Below are 24327 nucleotides of genomic sequence, written 5' to 3' on the forward strand. Positions count from 1 at the left end.
ACGAATCAGGCGACGGCGACAACAGTGCCGCCGCTCATCGAATCCCGCTGCGGCTCTCGCCAAGTCAGGCGCAGACCGGATTCCGGGTGGAACAAGTGCAGGTAGGCGGGATCGACGCGCAGCCCGATCGGTTCGTCGGCGCGCACTCCGGCCGGACGCGGCGCGCGGGCGCACAGTGTCTGCTCGCCGATGCTGAAGTGGATCAGTTCCTCGCTACCCAGGTTCTCGACCATCCGTACGTGGCCGCGGATGGCGGCGTCGGCCGAGTCGATGCGCAGTTGTTCAGGGCGGATTCCGGCGATGACCTCGATGTCGGCGTCGAAATCCGTTGCGGCGATGGCCAATTCGGTGTCTATGCCATCGGCGATCAGGAACAGGCGACCGTCGCGTTGGGTGACGGTCGCGGGGAACAGATTCATCGGTGGCGCACCGAGGAATCCAGCGACGAAGGTCGAGCGTGGACGGTCGTAGAGTTCGGTCGGGGTGCCGACCTGCTCCACCTGACCGTCATTGAGCAGTGCGATCCGATCCGCCATGGTCATCGCCTCGACTTGGTCGTGGGTGACGTACAGGAACGTCGCTCGCAATGTGCGATGCAGCGAAATCAGTTCGGCCCGAGTGGCACTGCGCAATTTCGCATCGAGATTGGACAGCGGTTCGTCCATCAGAAACGCACCTGGATCACGAACCATGGCGCGTGCCAGGGCAACTCGCTGTCGTTGCCCACCCGACAATGCGGCAGGTCTGCGACCCAACAACTCGTCCAACCCCAGCGCTGTCGCCACCTCCGCAACTCGCGCGGCGATCTTCGTGCGCGGTGTGCGGCGTGCCCGCAAGGGGAAGCCGATATTCTTCGCCACCGTTAGATGCGGATACAGCGCGTAACTTTGGAACACCATGGCCAGGTCCCGCTGCTGCGGTGCCCGATGGGTGATATCGGTGTCGTCCAATAGGATTCGACCATCGGTTGGATCCTCGAGACCCGCGATCATCCGCAGCAGGGTGGATTTTCCGCAGCCGCTCGGTCCGAGTAACACCATGAACTCACCGTCCGCGATATCCAGGCTCACCTCCCGCACCGCATAGGTCGTGCCGAAGTGCTTGGATACCCGCTCGATGCGCAGTCGTGCCACCAGATCTCCTAGACCGGCAGCTCGCCCGCGACGACCCAGGTCGCCACCCGGGCCGCGATCGCCGGCGCATCCTTGACCCACTGAAAGTGATCTCGGTGCTCGACCGGCGCATGCTCGTCGATATGCCACCGCGTGACCCGCGCCTTCGGCATCCGCGAGACCAGGAAGTCGACGTTGGACTTCGGGCCGAGCACATCCTCGGACAGCGAGATGACCAGCACCGGCAACGTCATCCGGCGCAACAGCGTGTTGTACTGTCGCGCAGAACCTTTCGGGCGGTAGTAGCTGGTCAGCGAGTGCATCGACCAGTCCCGCATCACGCGGCCCGGCATCGGTGCCGGGATGAGTACGCCGCCGGGCCAGTGGCCCTTCCAGCGCGATACCAAGCCGATCCACTGGATCTGGCTCAGCGCCTCGAACCAGCGGCGCGGTCCGAATGCCCACCAGAACACCGTGCCGGTCCCGATGATGGTCACTCCGGCGACCTGGTCGGGCTCGGCAGCGGCGTACAGCAGAGCGAGCTGGCCGCCGAGACTGTGCCCGAACAGATGGATCGGCGCCTCCGGAAATCGCGTGCGCACGGCGGAAACCACTGCGGGCACATCGATTTCCAACATCTCGCGGTAGCCGAAATCGCGGTGCAGGCCGAATTCCGGCTTCGCCTCACCGTGTGCGCGCAAATCGCAGGTGGCGACCGAAAGGCCTTGGGCGTGTAGTTCTTTGGCAAACTTCAGGTAGTTCTTGGCTTTCATCGCCATGGCGGGCAGGATCAGCACTACCGGCGCATCGGACTTCTTGCCGGGCAAGAAGCGCACGGTGAACTCGACGCCATCGGCGGTGGATACCGTAGTCGACTCCAGGGTGCTGAACTCCTGCTGAGGTGCGGTGCTTGTCACTGCTGCGCCTCCGTGATCGCGATATCGCAGACGTAGTCGAAGGTGAACTTCGCGACGACCACATCGGCGTCATCGAGCAGCGACGCCTTGCCGGACAGTTCGAAACGGTTGGAGGCGGTGGCGGCCAGCACCTCGGCGAGTTCACGCTGATCGACGGTGGCAATGGCGCGGATCCGACCGACCGCCGGTTTGCGATAGGACGCCGTGCCCGCGCGCAGTACCAGCCGCTCGACGCTGTTCAGGCGCGTGGCGGCCGCACCGACGAAGGCGGCCGCGCCACCGATATCGGCGGCGGTGAACAGCGCACCGGCGTGCACGGTGCCCATGTGGTTGCGCACGCTGTCGCTGGCGGGAATCTCCACGACCGCGCGGTCCGGCGAGATCTCGGTGATCAGGGTGCCGACGTATCGTCCGAACGGCACCATATCCTGCGATACTGTCCGCAGATATTCATAATCGACCGCATCGCAATCGAGTTCGGGATAGGCGGCGGCGAACCCGACTATTTCACGCGTTGGCCCACCCGCCACCCGGCCGCCACCCCTCATGGAATCGCTTCGCGATACTGTATTCATCTCTCTCCTTCAGCGATTGCGCAGTGCGCGACGGGCAATGGACCAGCGCAGCACCTCGGACGGACCCTCATAGATGCGGAAGGCCCTGGCCTCCACCAGGAATCGGGCGACCAGGTAGTCCTCGCAGACACCGAGTCCACCGTGCAGCTGCACGGCCCGGTCGAGTACCCGCCAGACCGCCTCGGAGACAAACGTTTTCGCAATCGACGCATCGTGGCGCGCCTGCGACGACGTCGGCCCCTGCTCGTCGATGGTCTCGGCCGCCGTGCGGATCACGCCACGTGCCGCGGCGATATCGATCTCGTTATCGGCGACGAGTCCCTGCGCCAGACCGTGGTCGGCGATCGGCACACCGAAAGACTTTCGGGTGCTGATGTGTTCGATAGCTAGCTGATGCGCACGCACGGCCAGGCCGAGCCAGTTCATGCAGAACACCAGACGCGACGGCGCGAGCCGGACCTGGGCGAGTACGAGTCCCTGACCAACCGCGCCCAGCACGGCCGAATCCGGCACCGCACAGTCGACGAAAGCGATCTCGCAATGCCCGCCCGGTGCACTGGAGTGATCGAGCGTCGGCATCCGTCGGCCGATCTTCAGCCCCGGATTGTCCTGGTCCACCAGGAACATGGTGGGTCCGTCGCTGGTCTGCGCGACACAGATGGTGAACGCGGCGCCCTGCGCGCCGGTGGTGAAATGTTTGGCGCCGTTGATGATCCAGCCGTCATCGGTTTCCTCCGCGACGGTCTGCAGCATGCCGGGATCGGATCCGGCACCCGGCGCGGGTTCGGTCATCGCAATGGCCGAACGCACCTCACCGGCCGCCAGCGGGGCCAGATAGCGCTGCTGCTGTTCGGCATCGGCCACATGGGCGAGCAGGTGGATATTTCCGTCATCGGGCGCCCAGGCGTTCACCGCGATCGGGCCGAGCAGACTCGCACCGGCCGCTTCCAACACCCGCGCCTGGGCGCGGGTGTCCAGGCCGAGCCCGCCGTACTCCGGGGCGGACAGCGGGCCGAAGACGCCCGCCTCCTTCGCCTTCTTCTGTAGCTCGAGCCGCAGCGCGTCGTCCATGACGCGCCCGTCGACGACGACCTCGCGTTCCACCGGAATTACCTGGTCACGTATGAACTGGGTGGTCTTGTCCACCACATGCGCCACAGTGTTCATGGCGTCAGTTTCGGTGGGCGGGCGGCGTCCGAGTCGGGTCGATAGTCAACGTCGATTGTGCGAATCGACTGCGCATTCGTCCGGTGCGAATCGGTGGTCTCTCGGCGACGGTAGTCGCGAAGACGAGATAGCCGAGGGGACCAGATGACGGAGTTTCCGGTACGGGTGTCGGCCCGCCGTGACGAGGCCGAGGGAGTGTTCTCGCTCGAGCTGACCCCGGTCGCGGGTGGGCAGCTGCCGTCATGGGAGCCGGGCGCGCATATCGACGTGGCGGTCGGCGCCGCGGGGGTGCGGCAGTACTCGCTCTGTGGTGATCCTGCGGATCGGCCGCACTGGCGGATTGCGGTGCTGCGCGAACCGGAGGGGCGCGGTGGGTCCGAATATCTGTACCGGACGGCGCTTGTGGACTCGGAGCTGCGTATTTCGGCTCCCCGTAACAATTTCGAGCTCGTCGGGCGTGGAAGTTACGTGTTCATCGCGGGTGGTATCGGAATCACTCCGATCCTGCCGATGATGGCCGCCGCGCAGGCCGGTGGTGCTGAGTGGGAGCTGTACTACGGCGGACGGACCCTGGCGCATATGGCCTTCGCCGAGGACATCGCTCGCTACCCGCAGGCACGACTGCTGCCACAGGACGAGCACGGACTGCTGCCGATCCCCGGCATCCTCGCCGAGCACCCAGATTCCGCGATCTATTGCTGCGGACCAGAACCGCTGCTGGCCGCCGTGGAAACCGAGGGAGCGCGGCGCAATTCGGACGTGTATGTCGAACGGTTCGTGCCGCGGCCGGTGGCATTCGAGGCGCGCGGCTCCTTCGAGATCCAATTGGCGAGCAGTGGACGAACTTTCCGCGTCGGCGCGACTCAGTCCATTGTCGACATCCTCGATGCCGCGGGGATCGAGATCATCACCGCCTGCCGCGAGGGCACCTGCGGCAGCTGCGAAACCGCCGTGCTCGCAGGCGATATCGACCACCGCGATTCAGTGCTCACTGCCGAAGAGCAGGCACGCGGCGACACGATGATGCTGTGCGTCTCCCGGGCGGGGTCGGAGGTGCTCGTCCTCGACCTGTAGCCGAGCGCAGCGAGGGAACCATCAACACAGCACCTGACTGGTCGCTGTGACCTCTGAACCTGTCGGCGCGATCCGCGACCGGCATGCGGCGCGCTCGCGCGCCGACGTCCCCGAAAATCCGAGAGGAAAGTAATAACGATGAGGAAAATCGTTGCGGTGGCCGCCGGACTGGTCGCCGCGGTCGGGATCGCCGCCGGTACGGCCGGCGCGCAGACCGACGGTGACGAAGCGGTCGGATTCACCGCCTCCGCCACCGATACCCAGACCATCATCAAGACCGACGCGGGCGCCATGGTCGTCGAGGACGGCGTCTTCAAGATCAAGGCGAGTAACGGCACCGTGCTCACCGGAATGCCGCTGAAATTCCGCGTCGACGACTTCGAGTTCCCGATCGCCGCCGAAATCGCCGACCGCTCGGCCACCCTGACGCCGGAGTTCGACATGGCGCACGCGACCTACAAGCCGGTCGCGCTGCCCTTCGAGGACAAGGCGCCGTGGAAGAGCGAGTACGACCGTGAGCAGGCCGCCTGGTCCCGAATGACCAGCACCATCTCCATGGGCGCCACCATCGGCACCCTGGTCGGCGGCCTCAGCGGCGGCGCCATCGGCTGTGTCCTAGGCGGTATCGCCGGTGCCACGGTTGCCTCGGCCGCCATCATCGGCCTGTTCGGCGCGTTCATCCCGGCTGCCGCCATCGGATGCCTCGGCGGCGTCCTCGCGGTCGGCGCCCTCGGCACCCTGGCCGGTCAGATCTTCGTGACCGCCCCGGTCGCCATCGGCGCGGTCATCCAGTACTTCTCCACTATCAACGAGCCACCTGTGACTCCGGCGAAGTAGATAGCGAAGAAGATCCCAACGGCGTTCGTTGGGGGACACCCGACCCCGCCCGGGTTCTCACCCCGGGCGGGGTCTTCGTTGTATCGCCGTACGCCGGGATTCGCCTGCGAATCAGCTCGTGAGTGCATGTCATCGGGCCCGGGATATCGGGTTGTTCGCGCCGACCGTGACCGATCCTGCGTGGCGTATCCGGTTGTGGTGATGGCGTTTCCGCTGCACATCGGCCTGCTCGCGGAGTACGGTGAGATGTTGTGAGGAGATGGCGGATGGCGTGGTGGCTGCTCACTGCGGCTACAGTCGCGACGGTCAGCGGTTGCGGTTCGCAACCCTCGGCGCCGGATACGACGAGCAACAGCGCGGGCCCGGCGCTGCATGTGGTTTCGGAATCGTCGGCCGCCCGGACGTCGTCCGTGCGCGATTCGGATGCCGTTGCACCGCAATGTCGGACATCGGATCTGGCCGCTGGTCTCGGACCGGAAACCGCGGCTGCCGGAACTGTCGCCTTCCCGATCGTGTTCACCAACAACGGGTCCGGTCCGTGTGTACTCGAAGGTTTCCCGGGTGTCTCCTATGTCACCGGCCCCGATAGCGCACCTGTCGGTGCGGCTGCCGCCCGCGAGGGCACCTCGTCCGGTCCGGTCCGGTTGGCTCCCGGCGGCCAGGCGTCGGCGCTTGTATTCGCGGTCAATGTCGGCAACATTCCGACCGAGCAGTGTCGGCCGGTGACGGTGCCGGGGCTGCGAATCTACCCGCCCGACAACACCGCATCGCTGTATCTCGAGCGCGCCGCGACGGCGTGCGGTGCCGGGCAGGTGACTACGGCCCAGCTGAGAGTCCGTGCCGTCGTTGCGGGTGCCCGGGGCCAGTAGCTGTTTCGTTGCGGCGCCGCCGATTACGACGCGGTCACGAGAAGTGCACTATCGATGACGTGGCAGGCCCGGTCCCGGAGAATGGATAGCTATCACCCGAGATCCGGTCCCGCCGTGGGCCGGTCGACCTCTTGGAGGGGATTATGGTCGATTCCCTTTTCGCCGATGTGTCCGAGTTCCAAGTTCCGGTCGATGATTCCTATCCGTACCAAATCTTTTCGTGTCGCTCCAACGACGGGACCTACCGGGACCACAACTTCTACACGAACTATGCTTGGGCTGCTCGAGCCGCCGACGAGGGGCGAATAGCCTGCTTCATCGTCTACTTCTATTGGCGGCCGAACTGGCTCGACACCGTCGACACCCACCGGAGCATGGTCGGCCAGGCAGGGGGCCCGCATCCGAGGATGATCTCCATGATCGATGTGGAGTCGGGCGGCAATCCCGGTGGGGACGAGTCCGACGGTATCAATCGCGCCTATTGGCGGCTGGCCGACTGGCTGGGCTCCACCCGCCGGGTCATCGGCTATGCGAACCGGCCCGATTTCGACAGCATGTGGCCGGTGCGCCCGGATGGGCTCAATATGATCGGCGCCGGCTACGGCAGAAATCCCAACCTGCCCGGTCAGATCGCCCACCAGTACACCGACGGTCAGGGATATGGTGGTGGCCTGCCCGAGGGCGCCCCGCCCTTCGGGAACTGCGATATGAACTCCGCCGACGGTTTCTCGCCGGAGGACTTCGCCAACCAGGTCGGTGTCGGAGTCGTCGCGCCGGATCCGGTGACCGATATGTGGATTCAATTCATGGGTATCGGCGGCAACGGCTGGCCGCAGTTGGCGGATCACACCCTCGTCGACGGTGTCGCCGCCGTCGGGCAGGCTCTCGGGCTGCCCGGGTTCGCAGCACCGCCGGGGCCGACCCAGGTACCGCTGCCGCGTGACCCCGACGGCCGCATTCGTGACGAGTGGATTCAGATGCGGGGTGTACAAGGCAGCGGCTGGCCACAACTCGGCGGGTGGTCCCTCGTCGACGCGATCGCGGCAATCGGACAGAAGCTCGATATCGCAGGGTTCCAGCCACCCACTCGATAGTCCTTCGAGGGAGTATTCGCATGCCGACAATCGCCAGCACGAACGGCCGCTTTTTCGTGATCACCGACTGCGTGCCACAGGTACGGGCGGCGGCGGCCGCCGCCGCGGGCGGCACCCTGGCGGCCCTCACCGCTGCCACCGTTGCCGAGATCACGTTCCCGGAAGGGGCGTTCGCCGACGTAACAGCCTGCGCCACAGCGCAAGCCGGACCGACCGCGTGGTTCGCTACCTACAACGGTGGGGTCCGCGAGGGCTGTGTCTATGCCATCGACCTCATTACCAGGCAGGTCTGGACCGAGAACGCCAACCGAGCCGCGGCATGGACCCGATTCGTCCTCGCCGCCGGATAAGTCGAATTGAGAACCCATGTCGAAACATTGGGGCACCGCGATCACCGGGTACGCCGGAAGTACGGCCAGGCAGTTCAGGGTGGGTGGCGCCGACCTCGGGATCCCCTATGACCGCGGCCATTTCCAGCCGGGCCGGTCGGGATTCGTCTTCGGTGACACCTTCACCGGCGACAGCCAAGGCTCCGGCGCATGGCTCGGCTCGCCGATCCTGCTGTTCAGCCCCGACCTTCCGGATGCCACCACCACCTTCACCGCAACGCCCGGCGGGGCGCAGGCAACACAAGCCCTCACCTACAACCACAACGCCGACAACGGCTACGGGTTCGAGGTCACCCGGATTCCCAACGACGCCTTCGTCGACCCGAACGGGCGAACGTGGTTGACCTACACCAGCGTTCACGACTGGAACGTGCCCAATGATCGGTACGGGGCGCTGTTCTGCGCGCTGGCCTACTCCGACGACGACGGCGATACGTGGACCGACTACGCGATGGTGTGGCCCAACGACGGCAGCGACGGCTACGACGGCTGGAGCCCGTTCATGATGCAGTCCTTCGCTGGCATCGGGAACAACAACGGCGACGGCTACCTGTATGTCGTGTCGAAAGAGTGGGGGCGCATCCACAATCGAGGAGGTCCGATCCTGATGCGCGTGCCGTGGCAGCAGATCGCCAGCCGCGCCGACTACGAGTACTGGGGCTACAACGGCTCGGCCTGGCAATGGGGCAACCTGACACCCACCCCGTTGTTCGCCGGGATGGGCCCCATCGGGGAGTTGAGTGTGAAAAACCTTGCCGGAACGTGGGTCATGTCCTACTTCGACGTCGGCGGCTACTGCATCTCCACCCGCACCGCACCGGCAATCGACCGGGTATGGACCGGAGCGAAACGGCAGATCTACGGTGCCGTCCCGTGGTGGCAGTTCTGGGTCCGTTCCTTCCCCCAGCTCTACGGCGGCTACATTCACCCCCGCTCCACCTCGCCCACCGACGTGACCCTGTATGTCTCGCAATGGAATACCACCACGAACAGTCCTTACTGGGTCATGCAATTCGACGGCATCACGCCGTAGCCACCATGCCTCGACGGCGGCGGGCCGCTCCCCTACGAACTCGCCGCCGCAGCGCACGACCGGGATCGTCAGGACGCGCCGACGAGCCTGGCCGCATCGGTGTGTGGTCGCCGCTATAGCCGACCGAGCGACACGGCGACCGATGACCTCTGCGCTCTATACCAACGAGCTATGTGGTCGAGCGAATGGCGCGCCGCGCGGCTATGGAGCCGAAGGTTTCTCGGTCGGCGAGGAAGCCTTCGAGGGCGAAGGTGGCGGCGCCGAGGCTGACGGGGTTGTGGGGGAGGGTGCACAGTTGCAGGGTTACCGCGGCGAAGGGGTCGGACATGGCGTGGTGGGCGGCTACGCGGCGGGTTGCGTCGAGTAGGCGTTCGCCGAGAACATTCGCGACCAAGTCGCCGAAAACCATGGTGCGGGGGTTGAAGAGGTTCACCAAGTTCGCGACGGCGACACCCAGGTAGTTGCCGGTCTTTTCGATGACCTCGCTGGCGATCGGGTCATCGCTGGCGGCGATGGCCGCGATGGTGGCGGCATCGTCGGCCGCGAGAAGTGGACTGGCCGGTGCGATTTCGCGCAGGGTCTGCACGATTCCGCGCGCGCTCACATAGGCCTCGACGCAGCCGTGACGCCCGCAGCGGCATTCGCGTCCGTCGATGACGAGGTTGGTGTGGCCCCATTCGCCCGCGCTATTGGTCACGCCGCGATAGAGCGCGCCATCGATGACGACGCCGATGCCGACTCCGGCACGCAGCGTGACCACGATCAGATCGTCCACATCCCGACCGGCGCCGAACCAAAGATGGGCTGCCGTACTGGCTTTCAACGGGTTGTCCAGATACAGCGGATGCGGCACCCGCGGTTGCAGCAGCGATTTCAACGACACGTCGTGCCAGTCCCAGTACGGCGAGAACACCGAGACGCCGTCTTCGGGTGCTACCAAGCCCGGCACACTCAATCCGACCCCGAGCACCCGCTCCGCATCGTCGGCGGTCAGCTCGCCGATGCCGCGAACGATCAACTCGGTGACGTCCTCGGGTCGGGTGGCCGTGGGATCAACCGCGATCTCCACCGAGCGCAGCACCGTCATGGCCAGGTCGAAAAGGTCTAGATGAATACTGGTTTCGGCGATATCGACACCGACGAGAGTGCCGCGCGCCGGATTGATCGCCAGCTGTGCCCGCGGCCGCCCGATGCCGGGCGCGTCGTAGCCGAGTTCGGCGAGCACCCCCACATCGAGTAGTTCGGCGATCATATTGCCGACCGTCGCGAACGAGAGCCCGGTGGCGCGGGCGATCTCTTGACGGCTGGTGTGGCCCGCGGCGGCATAGACCGCCTGCAGTACATAGAACCGATTCCGGCGGCGGATATCGCGCGCGGTCAGCTGGTACACGGTCGGGCCATCTCCTTCCGATTGATATTCGCAGACGCTACCCGAGCACTTATGACAAGACTATTTACAACGGTTATCCGAAGTCCTACTGTAACCCAGGTCACTACAAGACGCCGAGCGCCCGGCGCAGTATTCAGAGGAGCACCCCATGTCCTGGACCCACCGAAGCCGTTGGACCAGAGCCGTTTTCTGCGGGGTATCGCTCGCGCTGGCCGTATCGGCCTGCTCATCGGGCAAAGACGATTCGCAGGCGAGCGGTCCGCAGCACAGCACCGGCGCGATCAGCCTGGTCTACGCGCAGAAGCAGGGCGATCAGGAGTACTTCATCGGCGAGGCCGAGGGCGCGAAGGCCAAGGCCAAGGAGTTGGGCATCGATCTGAAGGTGGTGAATCTCGGCAATGACGCGAACAAGGCGGTTACCGAGGTGCAGAACGCGGTGAACCAGAAGGCCAGCGGTGTGATCGTCGTAGTGCCTGATCCGTCGGTCGGTCCGCAGGTCGCCCAGCTCGCGAAGACCGGTGGTGTCGCACTGCTCACCTCCGATGACCAGGTCTGTACGAATGGACCGGATCCGTCGTCCTGCGCGAAGGACAATCTGGTGCCCCGGGTCGGCTTCAGCGGTACCCAGATGGGGACCGAGGTCGGCACCCGGGCCGGTCAGGACTTCAAAAAGGCAGGATGGAAGCCGGAGGAGACCGCGATCATCGACGCCTGGAAACAGGACGTGACCGTGTGCACCGACCGGGTCAAGGCCAATCAGAAGGCATTCAAGGAGGCCGCCGGTGTGGACGTCAAGATGATCGAGGTCGGCACCGACAACACCCCGTCGGACGCGCAGAACAAGATCTCGGCGACGGTGTCGGGCAATCGGTCGGTGAAGAACTGGATTGTCATGGGCTGCAACGACGAGAACGTCAGCGGTGGCGTCGCGGCGATCCAGAACGCCGGATACTCCGCCGACAATGTGCTCGGCGTCGGCCTCGGCGCCTATCTGGCCTGCAAGGAATGGCGCGGCGGCAAGCCGACCGGCTTCAAGGCGGCGCTGTTCATCAATGGCAAAGACGTTGGCGCATTGTCGGTTCAGACGATCTACGACTACCTGAAGAACGGCAAGCAGATGCCGCCCGAGGCCTACGCGCCGACCAAGATGGTCGACTCGACCAACTGGCAGCAGGCGGGCGTCACATGCAGCTGACCGGACTGCGGGTATCCGGGCTGAGTAAGAGCTTCGCCGGGGTGCCGGCCCTGCGCGAAGTAAGCCTGGATTTTCCCGCTGGCGCGGTGACCGCACTGATGGGTGAGAACGGGGCAGGTAAATCCACCTTGATCCGCATCCTCGGTGGCGATCACCGCCCGGACGGTGGCCGGCTCGAGTTGGATGGTGTGCGACTCGAGCTGGCCACCCCTGCCGACGCGCGGTCGGCGGGCATCCGGGTAATCGGCCAGGAACCGGAGATCGTGCCGCATGTTTCCGTCGCCGAGAACGTCTATCTCGGATCGCTGCCGCGCCGCTCGGGCCGCCTGCTCGACCAGGCCGCCCTGCGCGAACGGATGCGCGCCGACCTCGCCCGACTCGGCTTCGACCGTGACCTCGATCCGGACACCGTCGGATCGAAACTCACCGCGGCGCAACGCCAATTGGTGGAGATCATGCGCGCCTTGACGACCGACGCCAAGGTGATCGCCTTCGACGAGCCGACCTCCTCGTTGTCGGACCACGAAACCGAATCCCTGTTCGCGCTGATCGGTCGATTGCGCGAACAGGGTCTCGCGGTGATCTATGTGTCGCATCGGATGCGGGAGATCTTCCGGCTGGCCGATCGCGTCGCGGTGCTGCGCGATGGGGCGCTCGTCGGCGCGCGGGCCACCGCCGACACCACCGATCGCGAGATCGTGCGGATGATGGTCGGCCGGGATCTGTCGACATTGTTCGCGCGCAAGCACACTACGCCGGGGCGCGTGGTGCTCGAAGCGGATGCGGTGACCACCGATGATGTCCACGATGTGAGTCTGCGGGTGCACGCCGGTGAGGTGGTCGCGCTGGCCGGGCTGGTCGGTGCGGGCCGCTCGGAACTGGCCGGTGCGCTGGCCGGCGATCTGCCGATCCGCTCCGGCGAGGTCAGGGTGGACGGTAAGAAACTGCGTCTTCGGCAACCGCGAGATGCGGTGCGGGCCGGGATGGGGTACGCGCCGGAGGAACGCAAGGCACAAGCGCTGCTGCTGTATCGCGGTGTGCGCGACAATATTTCGCTCGCGACGCTCGACCGCCTGCGGCGGCTGCGGTTCGTCCGGGGCGGCGAGGAGCGCCGACTCGCCCGCCGGTACGTCGAATCACTCAGGGTGCGAACACCTTCCATCGAGCAGGAGGTGCGCAAGCTCTCCGGCGGCAATCAGCAGAAGGTCGTGCTGGCCCGCTGGCTCGCTCGAAAACCCAAGGTGCTCATCCTGGATGAGCCGACCCGTGGCGTCGATGTCGGCGCCAAAATCGAGATCTACCACATCATCGAGGAACTGGCCGAATCCGGTGTCGCGGTGCTGGTGATCTCCTCGGAGCTACCCGAAGTGCTCGGCCTGGCCGACCGGATCGTGGTCATGCAGCACGGCCGGGTCACCGGTGAACTGGACCGCGAAGAGGCCAGTGAGGAGGCGATCCTCGCGCTGGCCATGGCCGCCGATCTATCGCATACATCGCGAGGAAACCCATGACAGACCAACAACTTTCGATTCCGGCGCAGGCCGCCGTCGCCGCACCATCGATGCTCACCCCGCGTCGGCTGGTGCGGGCGATCGGCACCGGAAATCTCAGTCTGATCGGCGCACTGGTGGTGGTCGTCGCGATCTTCGCCTGGCTCAACGACGGCTATCTGGATCCGGCGAATCTGGCCGGAATCGGCGAAGCGGTAACGGTTTTCGGCCTGCTCGCCGTGGTCCAGACGGTCGTGATCATCTGTGGTGCGCTCGATATCTCGGTCGGCTCACAGGCCGGTGTCGCGTCGGTGATCAGTGCGATGGCCTTCACCGCGACCGCCGATAATCCCTGGTTGGGCATTCTGGCCGCGATCGGTGTCGGGTTGGTACTCGGGGGGATCAACGGGCTGATCATCGTCTACGGTCGCGTGAATCCGGTGATCGCGACCCTGGCCACCCTCGCCGCGTTCAAAGGTGTCGCGCAGTTGATATCCGGTGGCAAGGCCCAGGGATTCGTGCTGGGCGACGATGTGTTCATCTTCATCGCTCGCGGCAAGATTCTGGGTCTGCCGGTGCCGGTGGTCATTCTCGCGGTGGTCGCGATTGGTATGCATGTGCTGCTGAAGTACACCGATATCGGGCGCAATATCTATGCCATCGGTGGAAATGACACGGCCGCGAGGCTTTCCGGCATCAATATCAACAAGTACCTGATCGCGGTGTTCGTGCTGGCTGGTGCCGTGGCCGCTGTTGCCGGAATCATCCTGACCGCTCGGACCGGCTCCGGGCAGCCGGTCTCGGGTAGTGAGGGGCTCGAGCTGAAGGCCATTACCGCGGCGGCGTTGGGTGGATGTGCGCTCAAGGGTGGCAAGGGCACGATCGGTGGCACGCTGTTGGCCGTCGTACTGCTCGGTGCGCTGGACAACGGGCTGAACGTGGTCGGTGTGAATACGTTCTGGCAGAACGTCGCACAGGGTTCACTGCTGGTGGCGGCGGTTGTTATTCAGCAGCGGCGCAGCGGGGAACGTGCGGTCGGGCTGCCGACCTAGGACCCGTCAGGAGCGAATGATGATCGAACTGAAGGCCGATCGGTGCTCGCCGAGGCCCGGCAGGTTGTGTGAGGGACCCGTCTGGGATGACCGAACCGATGAGGTGCTGTGGGTGGACATACCGGCCGGACGCATTCATCGCGCGAAACTGCGCGACGGTGATCTCGTGCAGCGGTCCACCGTGGCAGTGGGCAAGCGGGTCAGCGCGGTGGTGCCGTGTGCATCCGGCGGGCTGATCGCGACTGCCGTCGACACCTTTTTGCATCTCGTCGACGGCACCATGACCGAGGTCGCGGCCCTGTCGCTGCCCGATGACGGGGTACGGCGGCGCATGAACGATGCCAAGGCCGACCCGTGGGGGCGACTGTTCGCCGGGACCATGTCCGAAGACGAAATCGCGGGTACCGCAGCGCTGTATCGACTCGATCCCGATGGACAGCTGAGTACCGTGCGTGAGCAGGTGACGATCTCCAACGGGCTCGGCTGGAGCCCGGACGGTGCGACCGTGTATTACGCGGACAGCCCGACACATCGAGTCGAGGCCTTCGACTACGACTCGGCCACCGGCACTTTCGGCAACGGGCGTACCTTCGCCGAGTTTCCCGACGGCCTGCCGGATGGATTGACCGTGGACGCCAGGGGTTTCGTCTGGGTCGCGGTGTGGGGCGCGGGACAGGTGCGTTCGTTCGATCCATCGGGTCGGCCGTATGCGGTGATCGATGTCGGCCCGGCGCAGGTCTCCAGTTGTACTTTCGCTGGATCGGACCTGGATGTTCTCGTCATCACCACGGCCGCCGAGGGTTCCGCTGAACCGGACGCCGGGCGGCTGTTCACCTGTAGGCCGGGTGTGACCGGTCTTGCGCCGAATACCTACTCCGATGCGAGGTTGGTGAGTAACCCATGACCGATCACGTCCTCACCCTGGACCCACCGGTAATCGCAATACTGCGCGCGCCGACGGCCGCTAGGTTCGCCGAGGTGACCGCCGTATTGCACGAGTCGGGCATCACGGCAGTGGAGTTCACGCTCAATTCGCCAGGGGCACTGGACGCACTGCGCGAGTGCGCCGGATTTGCCCACGCTGTCGGCGCGGGCACCGTGCTCACCGCCAGCGATGCCGCACGAGCTGTGGACGCGGGTGCGGCATACCTGATCACTCCCACGGTATGCGCCGAGGTCATCGCGGAGGGCCGCCGCATGGGCGTCCCGGTGATCTGCGGCGCGTTCACGCCCACCGAAATCCACAGTGCGTGGCAGGCGGGCGCGACCATGGTCAAGGTCTTTCCGGCCTCGATCGGCGGTCCCGGCTATGTGAAGGCGATTCGGGGTCCGCTGAAGGAGATCCCGCTGGTGCCGACCGGTGGTATCGGCCTCGCCGATGCCAGGGCGTATCTGGATGCGGGTGCCAGGGCACTCGGCATGGGTTCGCCGCTCGTCGGTGATGCGTGCATCGGTGGTGATCTGGATGCGCTGCGTGAGCGGGCTTCCGCGGTCCGGAAGGCGTTGCAATGAGGGCTCTCTCCGCGCGAAAGCCGCGGCAATGACCGGCGGATTGGTAACTCTCGGCGAAGCACTCGGTGTCATCGCCGCCACTGAGCCCGGTCCACTGGCTCCCGGCGCGGCAATGCGCATGGATTTCGCCGGCGCGGAAGCGACTGTCGCCATCGGCGTCCGCCGGTTGGGGCACGAGAGCGCGTGGGTAGGCAGTGTCGGTGCCGATGCCGTCGGCACCATGGTGCTCGATCGACTTCGCGCCGAACAGGTCGACATCTCGCGGTGCCGAATCGATGCGGAACTGCCGAGCGGGCTGATGCTGCGCGAGCGACGAACCGCCGCCCACCTGCGAGTCACCTACTACCGCAAGGGTTTCGCTGGATCTCGATTGTCGGCCGCCGATATCGATACGGCCCAGATCGCCGCCGCACGGGTGCTGCATCTCACCGGCATCACCCCGGCACTGAGCCCATCCGCTCGCGACGCCGTCCACACGGCATTGGATATCGCCGTCGATGCCGGGGCGACCATCTCTCTCGATATCAACTACCGCCGCGCATTGTGGTCGGAATCCGATGCGGCCGTGGAACTTTCGAAGCTCGTTTCGCGCGCGGACATCGTGTTCGCCGGCATGGATGAAGCGGCCATTCTGGTACCTGCCGCGACCCCAGCCGAGATGGCGCAATCCCTCGCCGCACTCGGCCCTTCGCAGGTTGTGATCAAACTCGGATCCGAAGGCGCGCTCGCACTGCACAACGGCGAGCTGATCCAGCAGCCAGCGGTGGATATCCGCAGCGTCGACCCGGTCGGCGCGGGCGATGCGTTCGTCGCGGGCTACCTCGCTGGTGTGCTCGACAACGGGTCGCCGAGGCACAGCCTGCAATTGGGCGCCACCTGCGGCGCATTCGCCGTATCCGTACCCGGTGATTGGGCTGGTCTGCCGTTCCGGCACGAACTCGGCCTGCTCACCGGCGCCGACATCAACCGATAGGGAAGAGCATGAGTCGTCTGGCAGACCGGGTCGCGGTCGTCACCGGGGGTGCGTCCGGCATCGGTGCGGCCACCGCCCACCGGCTCGCCGCCGATGGCGCGGCGGTAGTCATCGCCGATATCGCCGAAACGGCTGGGCGCGAGGTCGCTTCGAAGATCCGTGCTGCCGGTCATCGCGCCGAATTCGTCCGGTGCGATGTGACTTCGGAGGCTTCCTGGATCGAGCTACGCAATAGCGTCAACGAACTGTTCGGACCGCTGGATTTCCTGTGCAGCAACGCATCCCGACAGGCCACCATCCCGGCACACGAGTTGACCAGGCAGGCATGGGATGACGGTCTCGCGGTCAATCTCACCCCGCTATTCCTCGGCTTGCACACCTTCATCGATGATCTGCGCAGCCGCAGTGGCAATGTGGTCGCGGTCTCCAGCGTGCACGCCCACTTCGGGCTGCCCGGTTATCCGGTCTATGCCGCCGCCAAAGGCGGGTTGACCGCATTGGTGCGGCAGCTGTCCGTGGAGTACGGGCGCGCGCATGTGCGGGTCAATGCGGTACTGCCCGGCCCGATTCTCACCCCGGTGTGGGATGACGTAGACGAGGCAGGTCGGCGGCAATCCGCCCAGGCCACCGCGCTGGACCGGATGGGTGCACCCGAGGAGGTCGCCGCCGCGGTCGCCTTCCTCGCCTCCGACGACGCATCCTTCATCACCGGTGCCAACCTGGTCGTCGACGGCGGCTGGAGTGTGCGAAAGGAGTCCCGGTGAAGATCACCGCACTCACCACTTACCTGGTCGCTCCGCGCTGGTGCTTCCTGAAGATCGAGACCGACGAGGGCATCACCGGCTGGGGTGAGCCGGTAGTCGAGGGCCGCGCCAACACGGTCGCCGCCGCTGTCGACGAACTGGCCGACTACCTTGTCGGCAAGGATCCGATGAGCATCGAAGCACACTGGCAGGTGCTCACCAAGGGCGGCTTCTATCGGGGCGGACCGATCCTGTCGAGTGCGGTCGCGGGCATCGACCAGGCGCTGTGGGATATCACCGGAAAGGCACTGGGCGTACCGGTTTGGCAGTTGCTCGGCGGTGCCGTGCGCGATCGGGTTCGGGTGTACAGCTGGATCGGCGGCGATCGCCCCGACGATGTCGCACAGGCGGCCGTGGAACGAAAAGAGCAGGGCTTCACCGCGATCAAGATGAACGGCTCCGCCGAACTGGAGTTGATCGATACACCGCGCGCGACCCGCGGCATTGTCGATCGAGTAGCGGCAGTCCGCGAGGCGACCGGCGACGACTTCGATATCGCCGTCGATTTCCATGGGCGCCTGTCCATTCCGATGGCGCGGCGGGTGCTGCCGCTGCTCGAACCGTATCTGCCGTTCTTCGTCGAGGAACCACTCGTGCCGGAGTGCAGCAGCCAGATCGGCGAGATCACCCGCGCGACAAGCATTCCCATCGCCACCGGTGAACGGCTCTATTCGCGTTGGGATTTCAATGCGGTCCTCGATCAGGGCATCGCCGTAGTCCAACCCGATCTTTCCCACGCGGGTGGTATCTCCGAGGTCCGCCGCATCGCCGCCCTCGCCGAGGCCCGTGATATCGCCCTCGCCCCCCACTGCCCCCTGGGCCCCATCGCACTCGCCGCCAGCCTCCAGGTCGGCTTCGCCACCCCCAACCTGCTCATCCAGGAGCAAAGCCTCGGCATCCACTACAACACCGGCTCCGATTTGCTCGATTACCTCGCCGACCCGGGGGTCTTCGCCTACCGCGACGGCTACGTCGACCTGCTCCAAGCCCCCGGCCTCGGCATCGAGATCGATGAAGCGGCGGTGACCCGCGCCGCCGAACAGGGCCACCGCTGGCGAAACCCGATCTGGCACCGCAAGGACGGTTCCTTCGCCGAGTGGTGATGCCTTCCTTGTCCGTTCACTTCTTCCTGGCGCGATAGGCAGCGACAGCATTGCGATTCCCGCATGCGGTGCTGCAGTAGCGGCGCGATCTATTGCGCGAGAGATCGAGAACCAGTCCTTCGCAGCCCTCGTCGGCGCAGCGGGACAGCCGACTCAGCTCATCGGAGCGGACCAGATCGATCATTGCCATCGCGGTCTCTACGGCTATGCGGACAGGGAGCGGAGCCTGCGCGGATACCGCGTGGATGTGGTAATCGACATCCCCGTGCCGGACCAATTGCGGCAGGGCACGATGCTTCGCCAGCGTCTCGTTGATCAGCCGCACCGTGGTATCGCGATCACTGGTCAGCATGCGACGCAGCGGCGTGCGTAAGGCACGTACCGCCGCCAGTTCGACGGCGTCCCCGGAGTGCGCGCCGGTGTAGACGTGCTTGACGAAAAACTCGTCGAGCTGGGCGATCTCGGTCAACGTATCCGGCTCCTCCGCCGAATTCACCAACTCCACCGCGGCAACCAACGCCGCCTCAGTGTCATGAGCAAAGACCATGTTGACATATTACCTGACCGACTTTAGCGTCATTACTCATGGTTGCGATGACTCATGACAGCACTGCGCAGCGGTTGCGAATGGGACTGCTCTGCGCGGTGGTGTCCGCGTCCTCGTTCGGACTATCCGGTTCACTGGCTCGCGGCTTGATGAATGCGGGCTGGAGTTCCGCGTCCGTGGTGGCGGTCCGCGTGCTGGTCGCCGCGGCGGTTCTGGTTCCGATCGCGCTGGTGCAGCTGCGCGGTAACTGGGATCTGTTGCGCCGCAACGCATTCCTGATCACCGCCTACGGACTGCTCGCCGTGGCCGGTACCCAACTCGCCTACTTCAACGCCGTCGCCCACATGCAAGTCGGCGTGGCGCTGCTCATCGAATACACCGCTCCGGTCGCCGTGGTCGGTTGGCTATGGCTGCGCAAGAGCCAACGGCCGAGCACCGCAACGGTTCTCGGTGCACTACTCGGGATGACCGGTCTGCTCCTGGTCATCGACCTGCGCTCCGGGCTGGCCGCCAGCGGCATCGGCATCGCATGGGCGCTCGCCGCCATGATCGGAGCCGCCGCCTACTTCCTGCTCTCCGCCCACGGCGATGGCACCCTGCCGGGCACCGTACTCGCCGCCGGTGGCCTCCTCCTCGGTGGACTCGCCCTTCTCGCGGCAGGCGCGATCGGCATCGTCCCGCTCCATGCGACCGCCAACCCCGTTGTCTTCCAATACCGCACCGTCTCCTGGTGGCTTCCCGTCCTGGCGCTCGGCACGATAACCGCCGCCCTCGCTTACGTCTCCGGCATCGCCGCCACCCGCCTTCTCGGCTCGCGCCTCGCTTCCTTCGTAGCCCTCTTCGAAGTCCTGGCCGCCCTGGCCTTCGCCTGGATCCTCCTCGGCGAAGCCCCTCGCCCCCTCCAGCTCCTCGGCGGCACCCTGATCCTCATAGGCGTAATCACCGTCCGCCAAGGCGAAACCACCCCTGCTCCGCAAACCACTGCTGCCCCGTCCAATTAGGTTGCCGCGCTGTCCGTTCCGGCTCACTCGCCGAGCGCAGTCGAAACGCGGCACACGCCCAGCGGGCACCGCCATATGACTGCGCTCGACGGATCTCAATCGCCTCAGAAGCTATCTGGACGCGGCACATCGGCCGGGCTATGGCGGAAACCGCATCCGGCCCAGGCTTGACCTTCACGTATACGTCAATCTTTAGCGTCACTCCCATGACTGTTATGACGCGAACCGCACGGGCTGTCCAGCTTTCCGCACGACCGGACGGGTTTCCGCAACTGTCCGACTTCCGTGTGGTCGAGCAGCCGGTGCCAGATCCGTCGCCGGGGCAGGTGCTGGTGCGGAATCTGTACATGTCGATCGATCCGGGCATGCTCATGCAGATCGGTGCCTATCCGGGAATTCCCATGCCGCCGTTCGCTGTTGGCGCCACGATGTTCGGGGACGCGATCGGCGAGGTCGTCGCCTCGGCGGATCCGACTGTTCCGGAGGGCGCGCTGGTGCTGCATCGGCTCGGTTGGCGGGAGTACGCGGTGGCCGAGGCGAGCGCGATTCGGATCGTGGATCCGAACGCGTACCCGTCGCCGTCCACGTATCTCGGATTCGGGTTGGTCGCCTACGCGGGCCTGACCGCCGTGGCGGGTCTGCGTGCCGGCGATACGGTTTTCGTTTCCAGCGCGGCGGGCGCCACCGGTGGCATGGCCGGCCAGATCGCGCGGCTGCTCGGCGCGGGTCGGGTTGTCGGCAGCGCAGGCTCGGCGCGAAAGGTACGCCATGTCATCGACGAGCTCGGCTTCGACGCGGCGTTCGATTATCACGACGCACCCCTGGCCGAGCAGTTGCGAGCGGTCGCGCCGGACGGAATAGATGTGTATTTCGACAATGTGGGTGGCGCTCAATTGCGGGCGGCGATCGAGGTGATGAATGTGGGCGGACGCATCGCGCTCTGTGGTGCTCTCGCTCGGCAGCGGTCCGGAGGTCTGCCCGACGAGGGTCCCGGAGATCTGTTGCCGGTGATCGGTAAGCGGATTACGCTGCGTGGCTTCACCATGCTCGACCATCTGGATCTGGCGGCGGAATTCGGGCAACGGTTACGTCGCTGGGTTGCCGACGGGCAACTCGTCCAAACCGAGACCCTCGTCGACGGGCTGGAAAACGCGCCGCGGGCATTGCTCGATCTGGTCCGAGGCCACTACACCGGGAAGGTGGTCGTACGTCTCGCGCGTTGACCGTACGGACGGAAGGAAGGAAAACAGATGCTGATCGGTGAACTCGCGACGCGCACCGGTATCACCACCCGCGCCCTGCGCTTCTATGAGGAACAGGGCCTGCTCACCTGCGAACGCACCAGCTCGGGGTACCGCACCTACGACGAAAACGCGATCAAACAGGTGAACAACATCCGCGAACTGCTGGAGATCGGTTTCACCATCGACGATGTCCGGGCCTTCCTTCCCTACCTGGACCAGGACCTGCCCGCCGTATTTCCCTTCGAACCGCGCTGCGCGACCGGATACGCGGCCGTGGGACCGCCACGAGTTGCCGAGTTGAACGAGCGCATTACTCGGTTGACGCAACTGCGGGATCGGCTGCTCGACCGCATGCCCTGGCTCGCAGCGGACTCCCCGACCGCTCGGCGCGACGAAGTCCAATAGCGGCGCGGGCAGGTGCCGCCTGGCAACCCGACCATCGGACTCACCGCCGTGGGCCATCCGACAGCGCCTCGGCCGCGGCAGCCGCAATGGCACCAGCAACCCCACTGAGCGCCGGCGAATCGACCTTCCACTGCTGCCAATAGAGCGGCACATCGATATACGAATCCCCATCGATGGGCACCAGGTCCCGACCACCCCGAGTCTGCAGATCCGGCAACATGCCCCACCCCAGCCCGATCCGAATCGCCTCCGCGAATCCGGCCGATGACGGCACATAATGCCGCGGTGGATCCACCGGATGCCCACACCGCCGCCGTAGATGCCGATCCTGCAGATCATCTTTGCGATCGAAAAGCACAACGGGCGCAACGGAATATGCCTCAGCGCTCGAACCGTCGGCGAACCAGGTCCGCGCGAACCGCGGATTCGCCATCGGTCGATACCGCATGGCGCCGAGCCGTTCCACCCGACACCCCTGCACCGCCGATGCGGTGGCGGTGATCGCCGCCATCACCGTCCCGTCGCGCAGCAATCGAGTCGTGTGTTCCTCATCCTCGCGATGTATTTCGAAACACACCCCGGTGGGCGCCTGGCGCAATGCGGGCATCACCCACGTTTCCAGTGAGTCGGCATTGACCGCGATCGGCACCCGGATCGGCTGATCCGCGGGTCGCTCGATATCGCCGAGTTCGCGTGCGGCATCTCCAGCCAGCAGTTCGATCTGTCGCGCCAAGCGCAGCACCGCGAGCCCGGATTCGGTGGGCCGCACCGGTTTTGTGCGTTGCAGCAGGATCCGACCGGCGGCGTCCTCGAGCGCCTTGATGCGTTGACTGACCGCCGACGGCGTTACGCGCAGACTGCGCGCGGCCGCATCGAAAGTGCCCTCGGTGACCGCCGCGTTGAGCGCACGGAGCTGATCGAGCTGGAGGTCCATTAAGAAATTCTAAAGGTAGTTCAGAATATTTAGCTGGTCTGGTCACGGCCGCAGATCTAGCGTCGATGCATGTGACGGCATCATCGGCGGCCATGGCGGCCATTTCGGGACTCGGCTTCGGACTCTCCTTGATCGTGGCGATCGGCGCGCAGAACGCCTTCGTCCTGCGCCAAGGTCTGCGCGGCCAGCATGTGCTCGCCGTGGTCGCGGTCTGCACCGTGTCCGACATCGTGCTGATCGCGGCGGGAGTCGGCGGGTTGGGCGTCGTGGTCGAATCCGCACCCGCGCTGCTGTCGGTGATCCGCTACGCCGGAGCCGCGTTTCTGCTCGGCTACGGCATTCTCGCCGCCCGCCGCGTCTGCGCGGCATCGAGCCTGACCACGGAATCCACCGGCGCCACTGTCGCACTCGGCGCGACCGTCCTCACCTGTCTGGCCCTGACCTGGCTCAACCCGCACGTCTACCTGGACACCGTGCTACTGCTCGGCTCCTTCGCCAATACCTACACCAGCCCGGACCGCTGGTTTCTCGGCGGGGGCGCGATGGTCGCCAGCATTATCTGGTTCTCCTCGCTCGGCTACGGTGCCCGCAAACTCGGCCCGCTGTTCGCCCGCCCGAGCGCGTGGCGCGTACTCGATTCGGTGATCGCGGTCGTGATGTTCGGGCTTGCGCTGGGCCTATTGCTCACCGGCTAAGCTGCTAGAACCTGCAACGCCGTGGGATCGGATCGCGATCAGCACATGATGGGTGGGGGTCGCCGCCCCGGTGGGAGAGGTGGGCAGGCAGTGAGTAATCCGTACGGCGGGGAGCAGCCGCGACAGGACCCGGCGCCATGGGGGCAGCCGGTGGAATATTCGGCGCAGCAGGGTTGGGGGCAGACCGGCTATCCGATGGGTTATCCCAGCGCGCCGACGCCGAGTCCGCCGCCGAAACCGAAGACCGGTGTGATCGTCGCGGTGGTGCTCGGGTTGGTCGCGGTGCTCGCCGTGGTCGGTGTCGGACTGGTCGTCATCACCGCGCGCGACGAGGATCAACCGCAGGCATCGAATGTCACGGCCACCGTGGTCCCGGCGACTAGCGCGCCGCGCACGAGCACCCCGCGAACGACCACGACAACGCCGCGACCGGGCCAACCGTCCTCGGGCAAGCTCACCTACACCGACTTCGCCGGGGACTGGAATTTCACATTCGACAACGTGTCACTGCACGCCGACTGGGTGGAGGGCCGCGACCACGCCAACTGCCGCGATTTCGAGGTCAACGGCACGCTCACCGGCCTGGGCTGCCAGTACGCCGCGGAAATGGTGTACCGGGCCGAGGGCGGCGGGCTGAAGATCACCCAATTCGTCCTCGCGATGCCGACCGAGGGTCAGGCCACGGCCGCGCTCGGCAAGTTCACCGATGCGGACCTGCACCTGCGGCCGGGCACCTACATCGACAATTTCGTCACCGGCAAATGGCGCGACGGGACCGAGAAGGAGTTCGTCGTGGTCACGGTGGCCACCGCCAATGCGGCCGTCGCCGCGGACACGGTCAAGAAGTATCTGCAGTACCGGCACGCGGATACGCTCGGCGCGCTGGCCTTCCGATAGCTGTGTCGATGCGGCCTGT

General features: G+C 65.6%; 26 protein-coding genes. 19 read left to right on the forward strand and 7 right to left on the reverse strand.

From position 1 onward, the window contains the following. Positions 1–5 precede the first annotated feature (5 nt). Genes ACQP2U_RS10045 through ACQP2U_RS10060 form a run of 4 tightly spaced genes read right to left on the reverse strand, consistent with a single transcriptional unit; the run spans position 6 to position 3771 of the window. Positions 6–1133 carry an ABC transporter ATP-binding protein gene (locus ACQP2U_RS10045; RefSeq protein WP_433714414.1) on the reverse strand — a complete coding sequence of 376 codons (1128 nt, stop codon included), beginning with the start codon at positions 1131–1133 and terminating at the stop codon, positions 6–8. Between the two features lie 8 nt (positions 1134–1141). Continuing rightward, positions 1142–2029, reverse strand: coding sequence for an alpha/beta hydrolase family protein (locus ACQP2U_RS10050; protein ID WP_433714415.1), 888 nt, complete (start codon positions 2027–2029; stop codon positions 1142–1144). After that, complete coding sequence (locus ACQP2U_RS10055; RefSeq protein ID WP_433714416.1) at positions 2026–2604, reverse strand: YiiD C-terminal domain-containing protein; 579 nt, start codon at positions 2602–2604, stop codon at positions 2026–2028. Before ACQP2U_RS10055 ends, ACQP2U_RS10050 begins: the two co-directional genes overlap by 4 nt. Positions 2605–2613: 9 nt before the next feature. Beyond that, entirely contained in the window at positions 2614–3771 is a 1158-nt protein-coding gene (locus tag ACQP2U_RS10060; RefSeq protein WP_433714417.1) for an acyl-CoA dehydrogenase family protein, read from the reverse strand. Positions 3772–3915: 144 nt separating this feature from the next. On the opposite strand from ACQP2U_RS10060, the gene ACQP2U_RS10065 reads away from it, so the two are divergent. From ACQP2U_RS10065 to ACQP2U_RS10090, 6 genes are all read left to right on the forward strand, one after another. Continuing rightward, positions 3916–4845, forward strand: coding sequence for a PDR/VanB family oxidoreductase (locus tag ACQP2U_RS10065; RefSeq protein WP_433714418.1), 930 nt, complete (start codon positions 3916–3918; stop codon positions 4843–4845). Positions 4846–4983: 138 nt separating this feature from the next. After that, entirely contained in the window at positions 4984–5682 is a 699-nt protein-coding gene (locus tag ACQP2U_RS10070; protein WP_433714419.1) for a hypothetical protein, read from the forward strand. A gap of 266 nt (positions 5683–5948) precedes the next feature. Further along, positions 5949–6551 (forward strand): DUF4232 domain-containing protein, encoded by a 603-nt coding sequence (locus ACQP2U_RS10075; RefSeq protein WP_433714420.1) that lies wholly within the window; start codon positions 5949–5951, stop codon positions 6549–6551. Positions 6552–6694: 143 nt separating this feature from the next. Next, the gene (locus ACQP2U_RS10080) at positions 6695–7645 is read left to right on the forward strand and encodes a hypothetical protein (protein WP_433714421.1); all 951 of its coding nucleotides are present in this window, start codon (positions 6695–6697) and stop codon (positions 7643–7645) included. A gap of 20 nt (positions 7646–7665) precedes the next feature. Further along, positions 7666–7995, forward strand: coding sequence for a hypothetical protein (locus ACQP2U_RS10085; RefSeq protein WP_433714422.1), 330 nt, complete (start codon positions 7666–7668; stop codon positions 7993–7995). Positions 7996–8011: 16 nt separating this feature from the next. Next, entirely contained in the window at positions 8012–9067 is a 1056-nt protein-coding gene (locus ACQP2U_RS10090) for a DUF4185 domain-containing protein (protein ID WP_433714423.1), read from the forward strand. A gap of 169 nt (positions 9068–9236) precedes the next feature. Here the strand turns inward: ACQP2U_RS10090 and ACQP2U_RS10095 are convergent, their stop codons facing one another. Beyond that, the gene (locus ACQP2U_RS10095; protein WP_433714424.1) at positions 9237–10457 is read right to left on the reverse strand and encodes an ROK family protein; all 1221 of its coding nucleotides are present in this window, start codon (positions 10455–10457) and stop codon (positions 9237–9239) included. A 148-nt stretch (positions 10458–10605) separates the two neighbouring features. On the opposite strand from ACQP2U_RS10095, the gene ACQP2U_RS10100 reads away from it, so the two are divergent. The 8 genes from ACQP2U_RS10100 to dgoD are packed head-to-tail and all read left to right on the forward strand — an operon-like array spanning position 10606 to position 18585. Continuing rightward, entirely contained in the window at positions 10606–11652 is a 1047-nt protein-coding gene (locus tag ACQP2U_RS10100) for a substrate-binding domain-containing protein (RefSeq protein ID WP_433714425.1), read from the forward strand. Continuing rightward, positions 11643–13163 carry a sugar ABC transporter ATP-binding protein gene (locus tag ACQP2U_RS10105; RefSeq protein ID WP_433714426.1) on the forward strand — a complete coding sequence of 507 codons (1521 nt, stop codon included), beginning with the start codon at positions 11643–11645 and terminating at the stop codon, positions 13161–13163. Before ACQP2U_RS10100 ends, ACQP2U_RS10105 begins: the two co-directional genes overlap by 10 nt. Then, positions 13160–14194 (forward strand): ABC transporter permease, encoded by a 1035-nt coding sequence (locus ACQP2U_RS10110; RefSeq protein ID WP_397033019.1) that lies wholly within the window; start codon positions 13160–13162, stop codon positions 14192–14194. Before ACQP2U_RS10105 ends, ACQP2U_RS10110 begins: the two co-directional genes overlap by 4 nt. Positions 14195–14210: 16 nt before the next feature. Continuing rightward, positions 14211–15098 (forward strand): SMP-30/gluconolactonase/LRE family protein, encoded by an 888-nt coding sequence (locus ACQP2U_RS10115; RefSeq protein WP_433714427.1) that lies wholly within the window; start codon positions 14211–14213, stop codon positions 15096–15098. Further along, on the forward strand, positions 15095–15706 hold the full coding sequence (locus ACQP2U_RS10120; protein ID WP_433714428.1) for a bifunctional 4-hydroxy-2-oxoglutarate aldolase/2-dehydro-3-deoxy-phosphogluconate aldolase: 612 nt from the start codon (positions 15095–15097) through the stop codon (positions 15704–15706). The genes ACQP2U_RS10115 and ACQP2U_RS10120 overlap by 4 nt, the downstream gene beginning before the upstream one ends. A gap of 28 nt (positions 15707–15734) precedes the next feature. Further along, positions 15735–16679, forward strand: coding sequence for a sugar kinase (locus tag ACQP2U_RS10125; RefSeq protein ID WP_433714429.1), 945 nt, complete (start codon positions 15735–15737; stop codon positions 16677–16679). A gap of 8 nt (positions 16680–16687) precedes the next feature. Then, complete coding sequence (locus ACQP2U_RS10130) at positions 16688–17443, forward strand: SDR family NAD(P)-dependent oxidoreductase (RefSeq protein ID WP_433714430.1); 756 nt, start codon at positions 16688–16690, stop codon at positions 17441–17443. After that, complete coding sequence (gene dgoD / locus ACQP2U_RS10135; RefSeq protein ID WP_433714431.1) at positions 17440–18585, forward strand: galactonate dehydratase; 1146 nt, start codon at positions 17440–17442, stop codon at positions 18583–18585. The genes ACQP2U_RS10130 and dgoD overlap by 4 nt, the downstream gene beginning before the upstream one ends. Before the next feature lie 16 nt (positions 18586–18601). On the opposite strand, the gene ACQP2U_RS10140 is transcribed toward dgoD, so the two are convergent. Next, complete coding sequence (locus ACQP2U_RS10140; protein WP_433714432.1) at positions 18602–19132, reverse strand: CGNR zinc finger domain-containing protein; 531 nt, start codon at positions 19130–19132, stop codon at positions 18602–18604. Between the two features lie 38 nt (positions 19133–19170). On the opposite strand from ACQP2U_RS10140, the gene ACQP2U_RS10145 reads away from it, so the two are divergent. The 3 genes from ACQP2U_RS10145 to ACQP2U_RS10155 all read left to right on the forward strand — a co-directional run bounded on the left by ACQP2U_RS10145 (position 19171) and on the right by ACQP2U_RS10155 (position 21782). Next, the gene (locus ACQP2U_RS10145) at positions 19171–20133 is read left to right on the forward strand and encodes an EamA family transporter (protein ID WP_433714433.1); all 963 of its coding nucleotides are present in this window, start codon (positions 19171–19173) and stop codon (positions 20131–20133) included. Between the two features lie 215 nt (positions 20134–20348). Then, positions 20349–21356: an NADP-dependent oxidoreductase gene (locus ACQP2U_RS10150; protein WP_433716416.1), complete on the forward strand. Its 1008-nt coding sequence runs from the start codon at positions 20349–20351 to the stop codon at positions 21354–21356. A 27-nt stretch (positions 21357–21383) separates the two neighbouring features. Further along, on the forward strand, positions 21384–21782 hold the full coding sequence (locus ACQP2U_RS10155) for a MerR family transcriptional regulator (RefSeq protein ID WP_433714434.1): 399 nt from the start codon (positions 21384–21386) through the stop codon (positions 21780–21782). Positions 21783–21822: 40 nt separating this feature from the next. Here the strand turns inward: ACQP2U_RS10155 and ACQP2U_RS10160 are convergent, their stop codons facing one another. Beyond that, positions 21823–22716, reverse strand: a complete 894-nt coding sequence (locus tag ACQP2U_RS10160) for a LysR family transcriptional regulator ArgP (RefSeq protein ID WP_433714435.1) — start codon at positions 22714–22716, stop codon at positions 21823–21825. Between the two features lie 65 nt (positions 22717–22781). Between ACQP2U_RS10160 and ACQP2U_RS10165 the strand changes: the two genes are divergently transcribed. Both ACQP2U_RS10165 and ACQP2U_RS10170 read left to right on the forward strand, forming a co-directional pair. Beyond that, positions 22782–23411 carry a LysE/ArgO family amino acid transporter gene (locus ACQP2U_RS10165; RefSeq protein ID WP_433714436.1) on the forward strand — a complete coding sequence of 210 codons (630 nt, stop codon included), beginning with the start codon at positions 22782–22784 and terminating at the stop codon, positions 23409–23411. A 90-nt stretch (positions 23412–23501) separates the two neighbouring features. After that, positions 23502–24308: a hypothetical protein gene (locus ACQP2U_RS10170; protein WP_433714437.1), complete on the forward strand. Its 807-nt coding sequence runs from the start codon at positions 23502–23504 to the stop codon at positions 24306–24308. The last annotated feature ends 19 nt before the right edge of the window (positions 24309–24327 follow it).

Origin of the sequence: Nocardia sp. CA-084685 (genome assembly GCF_050955785.1) — a bacterium.
Taxonomy (GTDB): domain Bacteria; phylum Actinomycetota; class Actinomycetes; order Mycobacteriales; family Mycobacteriaceae; genus Nocardia.

Coding starts and splice junctions, on each gene's coding strand:
- ACQP2U_RS10115 (WP_433714427.1), top strand. CDS start 14,211: ATGATGATCGAACTGAAGGCCGATCGGTGCTCGCCGAGGCCCGGCAGG.
- ACQP2U_RS10165 (WP_433714436.1), top strand. CDS start 22,782: ATGCATGTGACGGCATCATCGGCGGCCATGGCGGCCATTTCGGGACTC.
- ACQP2U_RS10125 (WP_433714429.1), top strand. CDS start 15,735: ATGACCGGCGGATTGGTAACTCTCGGCGAAGCACTCGGTGTCATCGCC.
- ACQP2U_RS10120 (WP_433714428.1), top strand. CDS start 15,095: ATGACCGATCACGTCCTCACCCTGGACCCACCGGTAATCGCAATACTG.
- ACQP2U_RS10150 (WP_433716416.1), top strand. CDS start 20,349: ATGACGCGAACCGCACGGGCTGTCCAGCTTTCCGCACGACCGGACGGG.
- ACQP2U_RS10110 (WP_397033019.1), top strand. CDS start 13,160: ATGACAGACCAACAACTTTCGATTCCGGCGCAGGCCGCCGTCGCCGCA.
- ACQP2U_RS10090 (WP_433714423.1), top strand. CDS start 8,012: ATGTCGAAACATTGGGGCACCGCGATCACCGGGTACGCCGGAAGTACG.
- ACQP2U_RS10075 (WP_433714420.1), top strand. CDS start 5,949: ATGGCGTGGTGGCTGCTCACTGCGGCTACAGTCGCGACGGTCAGCGGT.
- ACQP2U_RS10155 (WP_433714434.1), top strand. CDS start 21,384: ATGCTGATCGGTGAACTCGCGACGCGCACCGGTATCACCACCCGCGCC.
- ACQP2U_RS10070 (WP_433714419.1), top strand. CDS start 4,984: ATGAGGAAAATCGTTGCGGTGGCCGCCGGACTGGTCGCCGCGGTCGGG.
- ACQP2U_RS10105 (WP_433714426.1), top strand. CDS start 11,643: ATGCAGCTGACCGGACTGCGGGTATCCGGGCTGAGTAAGAGCTTCGCC.
- ACQP2U_RS10140 (WP_433714432.1), bottom strand. CDS start 19,132: ATGGTCTTTGCTCATGACACTGAGGCGGCGTTGGTTGCCGCGGTGGAG.
- ACQP2U_RS10145 (WP_433714433.1), top strand. CDS start 19,171: ATGGTTGCGATGACTCATGACAGCACTGCGCAGCGGTTGCGAATGGGA.
- ACQP2U_RS10160 (WP_433714435.1), bottom strand. CDS start 22,716: ATGGACCTCCAGCTCGATCAGCTCCGTGCGCTCAACGCGGCGGTCACC.
- ACQP2U_RS10080 (WP_433714421.1), top strand. CDS start 6,695: ATGGTCGATTCCCTTTTCGCCGATGTGTCCGAGTTCCAAGTTCCGGTC.
- ACQP2U_RS10060 (WP_433714417.1), bottom strand. CDS start 3,771: ATGAACACTGTGGCGCATGTGGTGGACAAGACCACCCAGTTCATACGT.
- ACQP2U_RS10130 (WP_433714430.1), top strand. CDS start 16,688: ATGAGTCGTCTGGCAGACCGGGTCGCGGTCGTCACCGGGGGTGCGTCC.
- ACQP2U_RS10065 (WP_433714418.1), top strand. CDS start 3,916: ATGACGGAGTTTCCGGTACGGGTGTCGGCCCGCCGTGACGAGGCCGAG.
- ACQP2U_RS10055 (WP_433714416.1), bottom strand. CDS start 2,604: ATGAATACAGTATCGCGAAGCGATTCCATGAGGGGTGGCGGCCGGGTG.
- ACQP2U_RS10085 (WP_433714422.1), top strand. CDS start 7,666: ATGCCGACAATCGCCAGCACGAACGGCCGCTTTTTCGTGATCACCGAC.
- ACQP2U_RS10100 (WP_433714425.1), top strand. CDS start 10,606: ATGTCCTGGACCCACCGAAGCCGTTGGACCAGAGCCGTTTTCTGCGGG.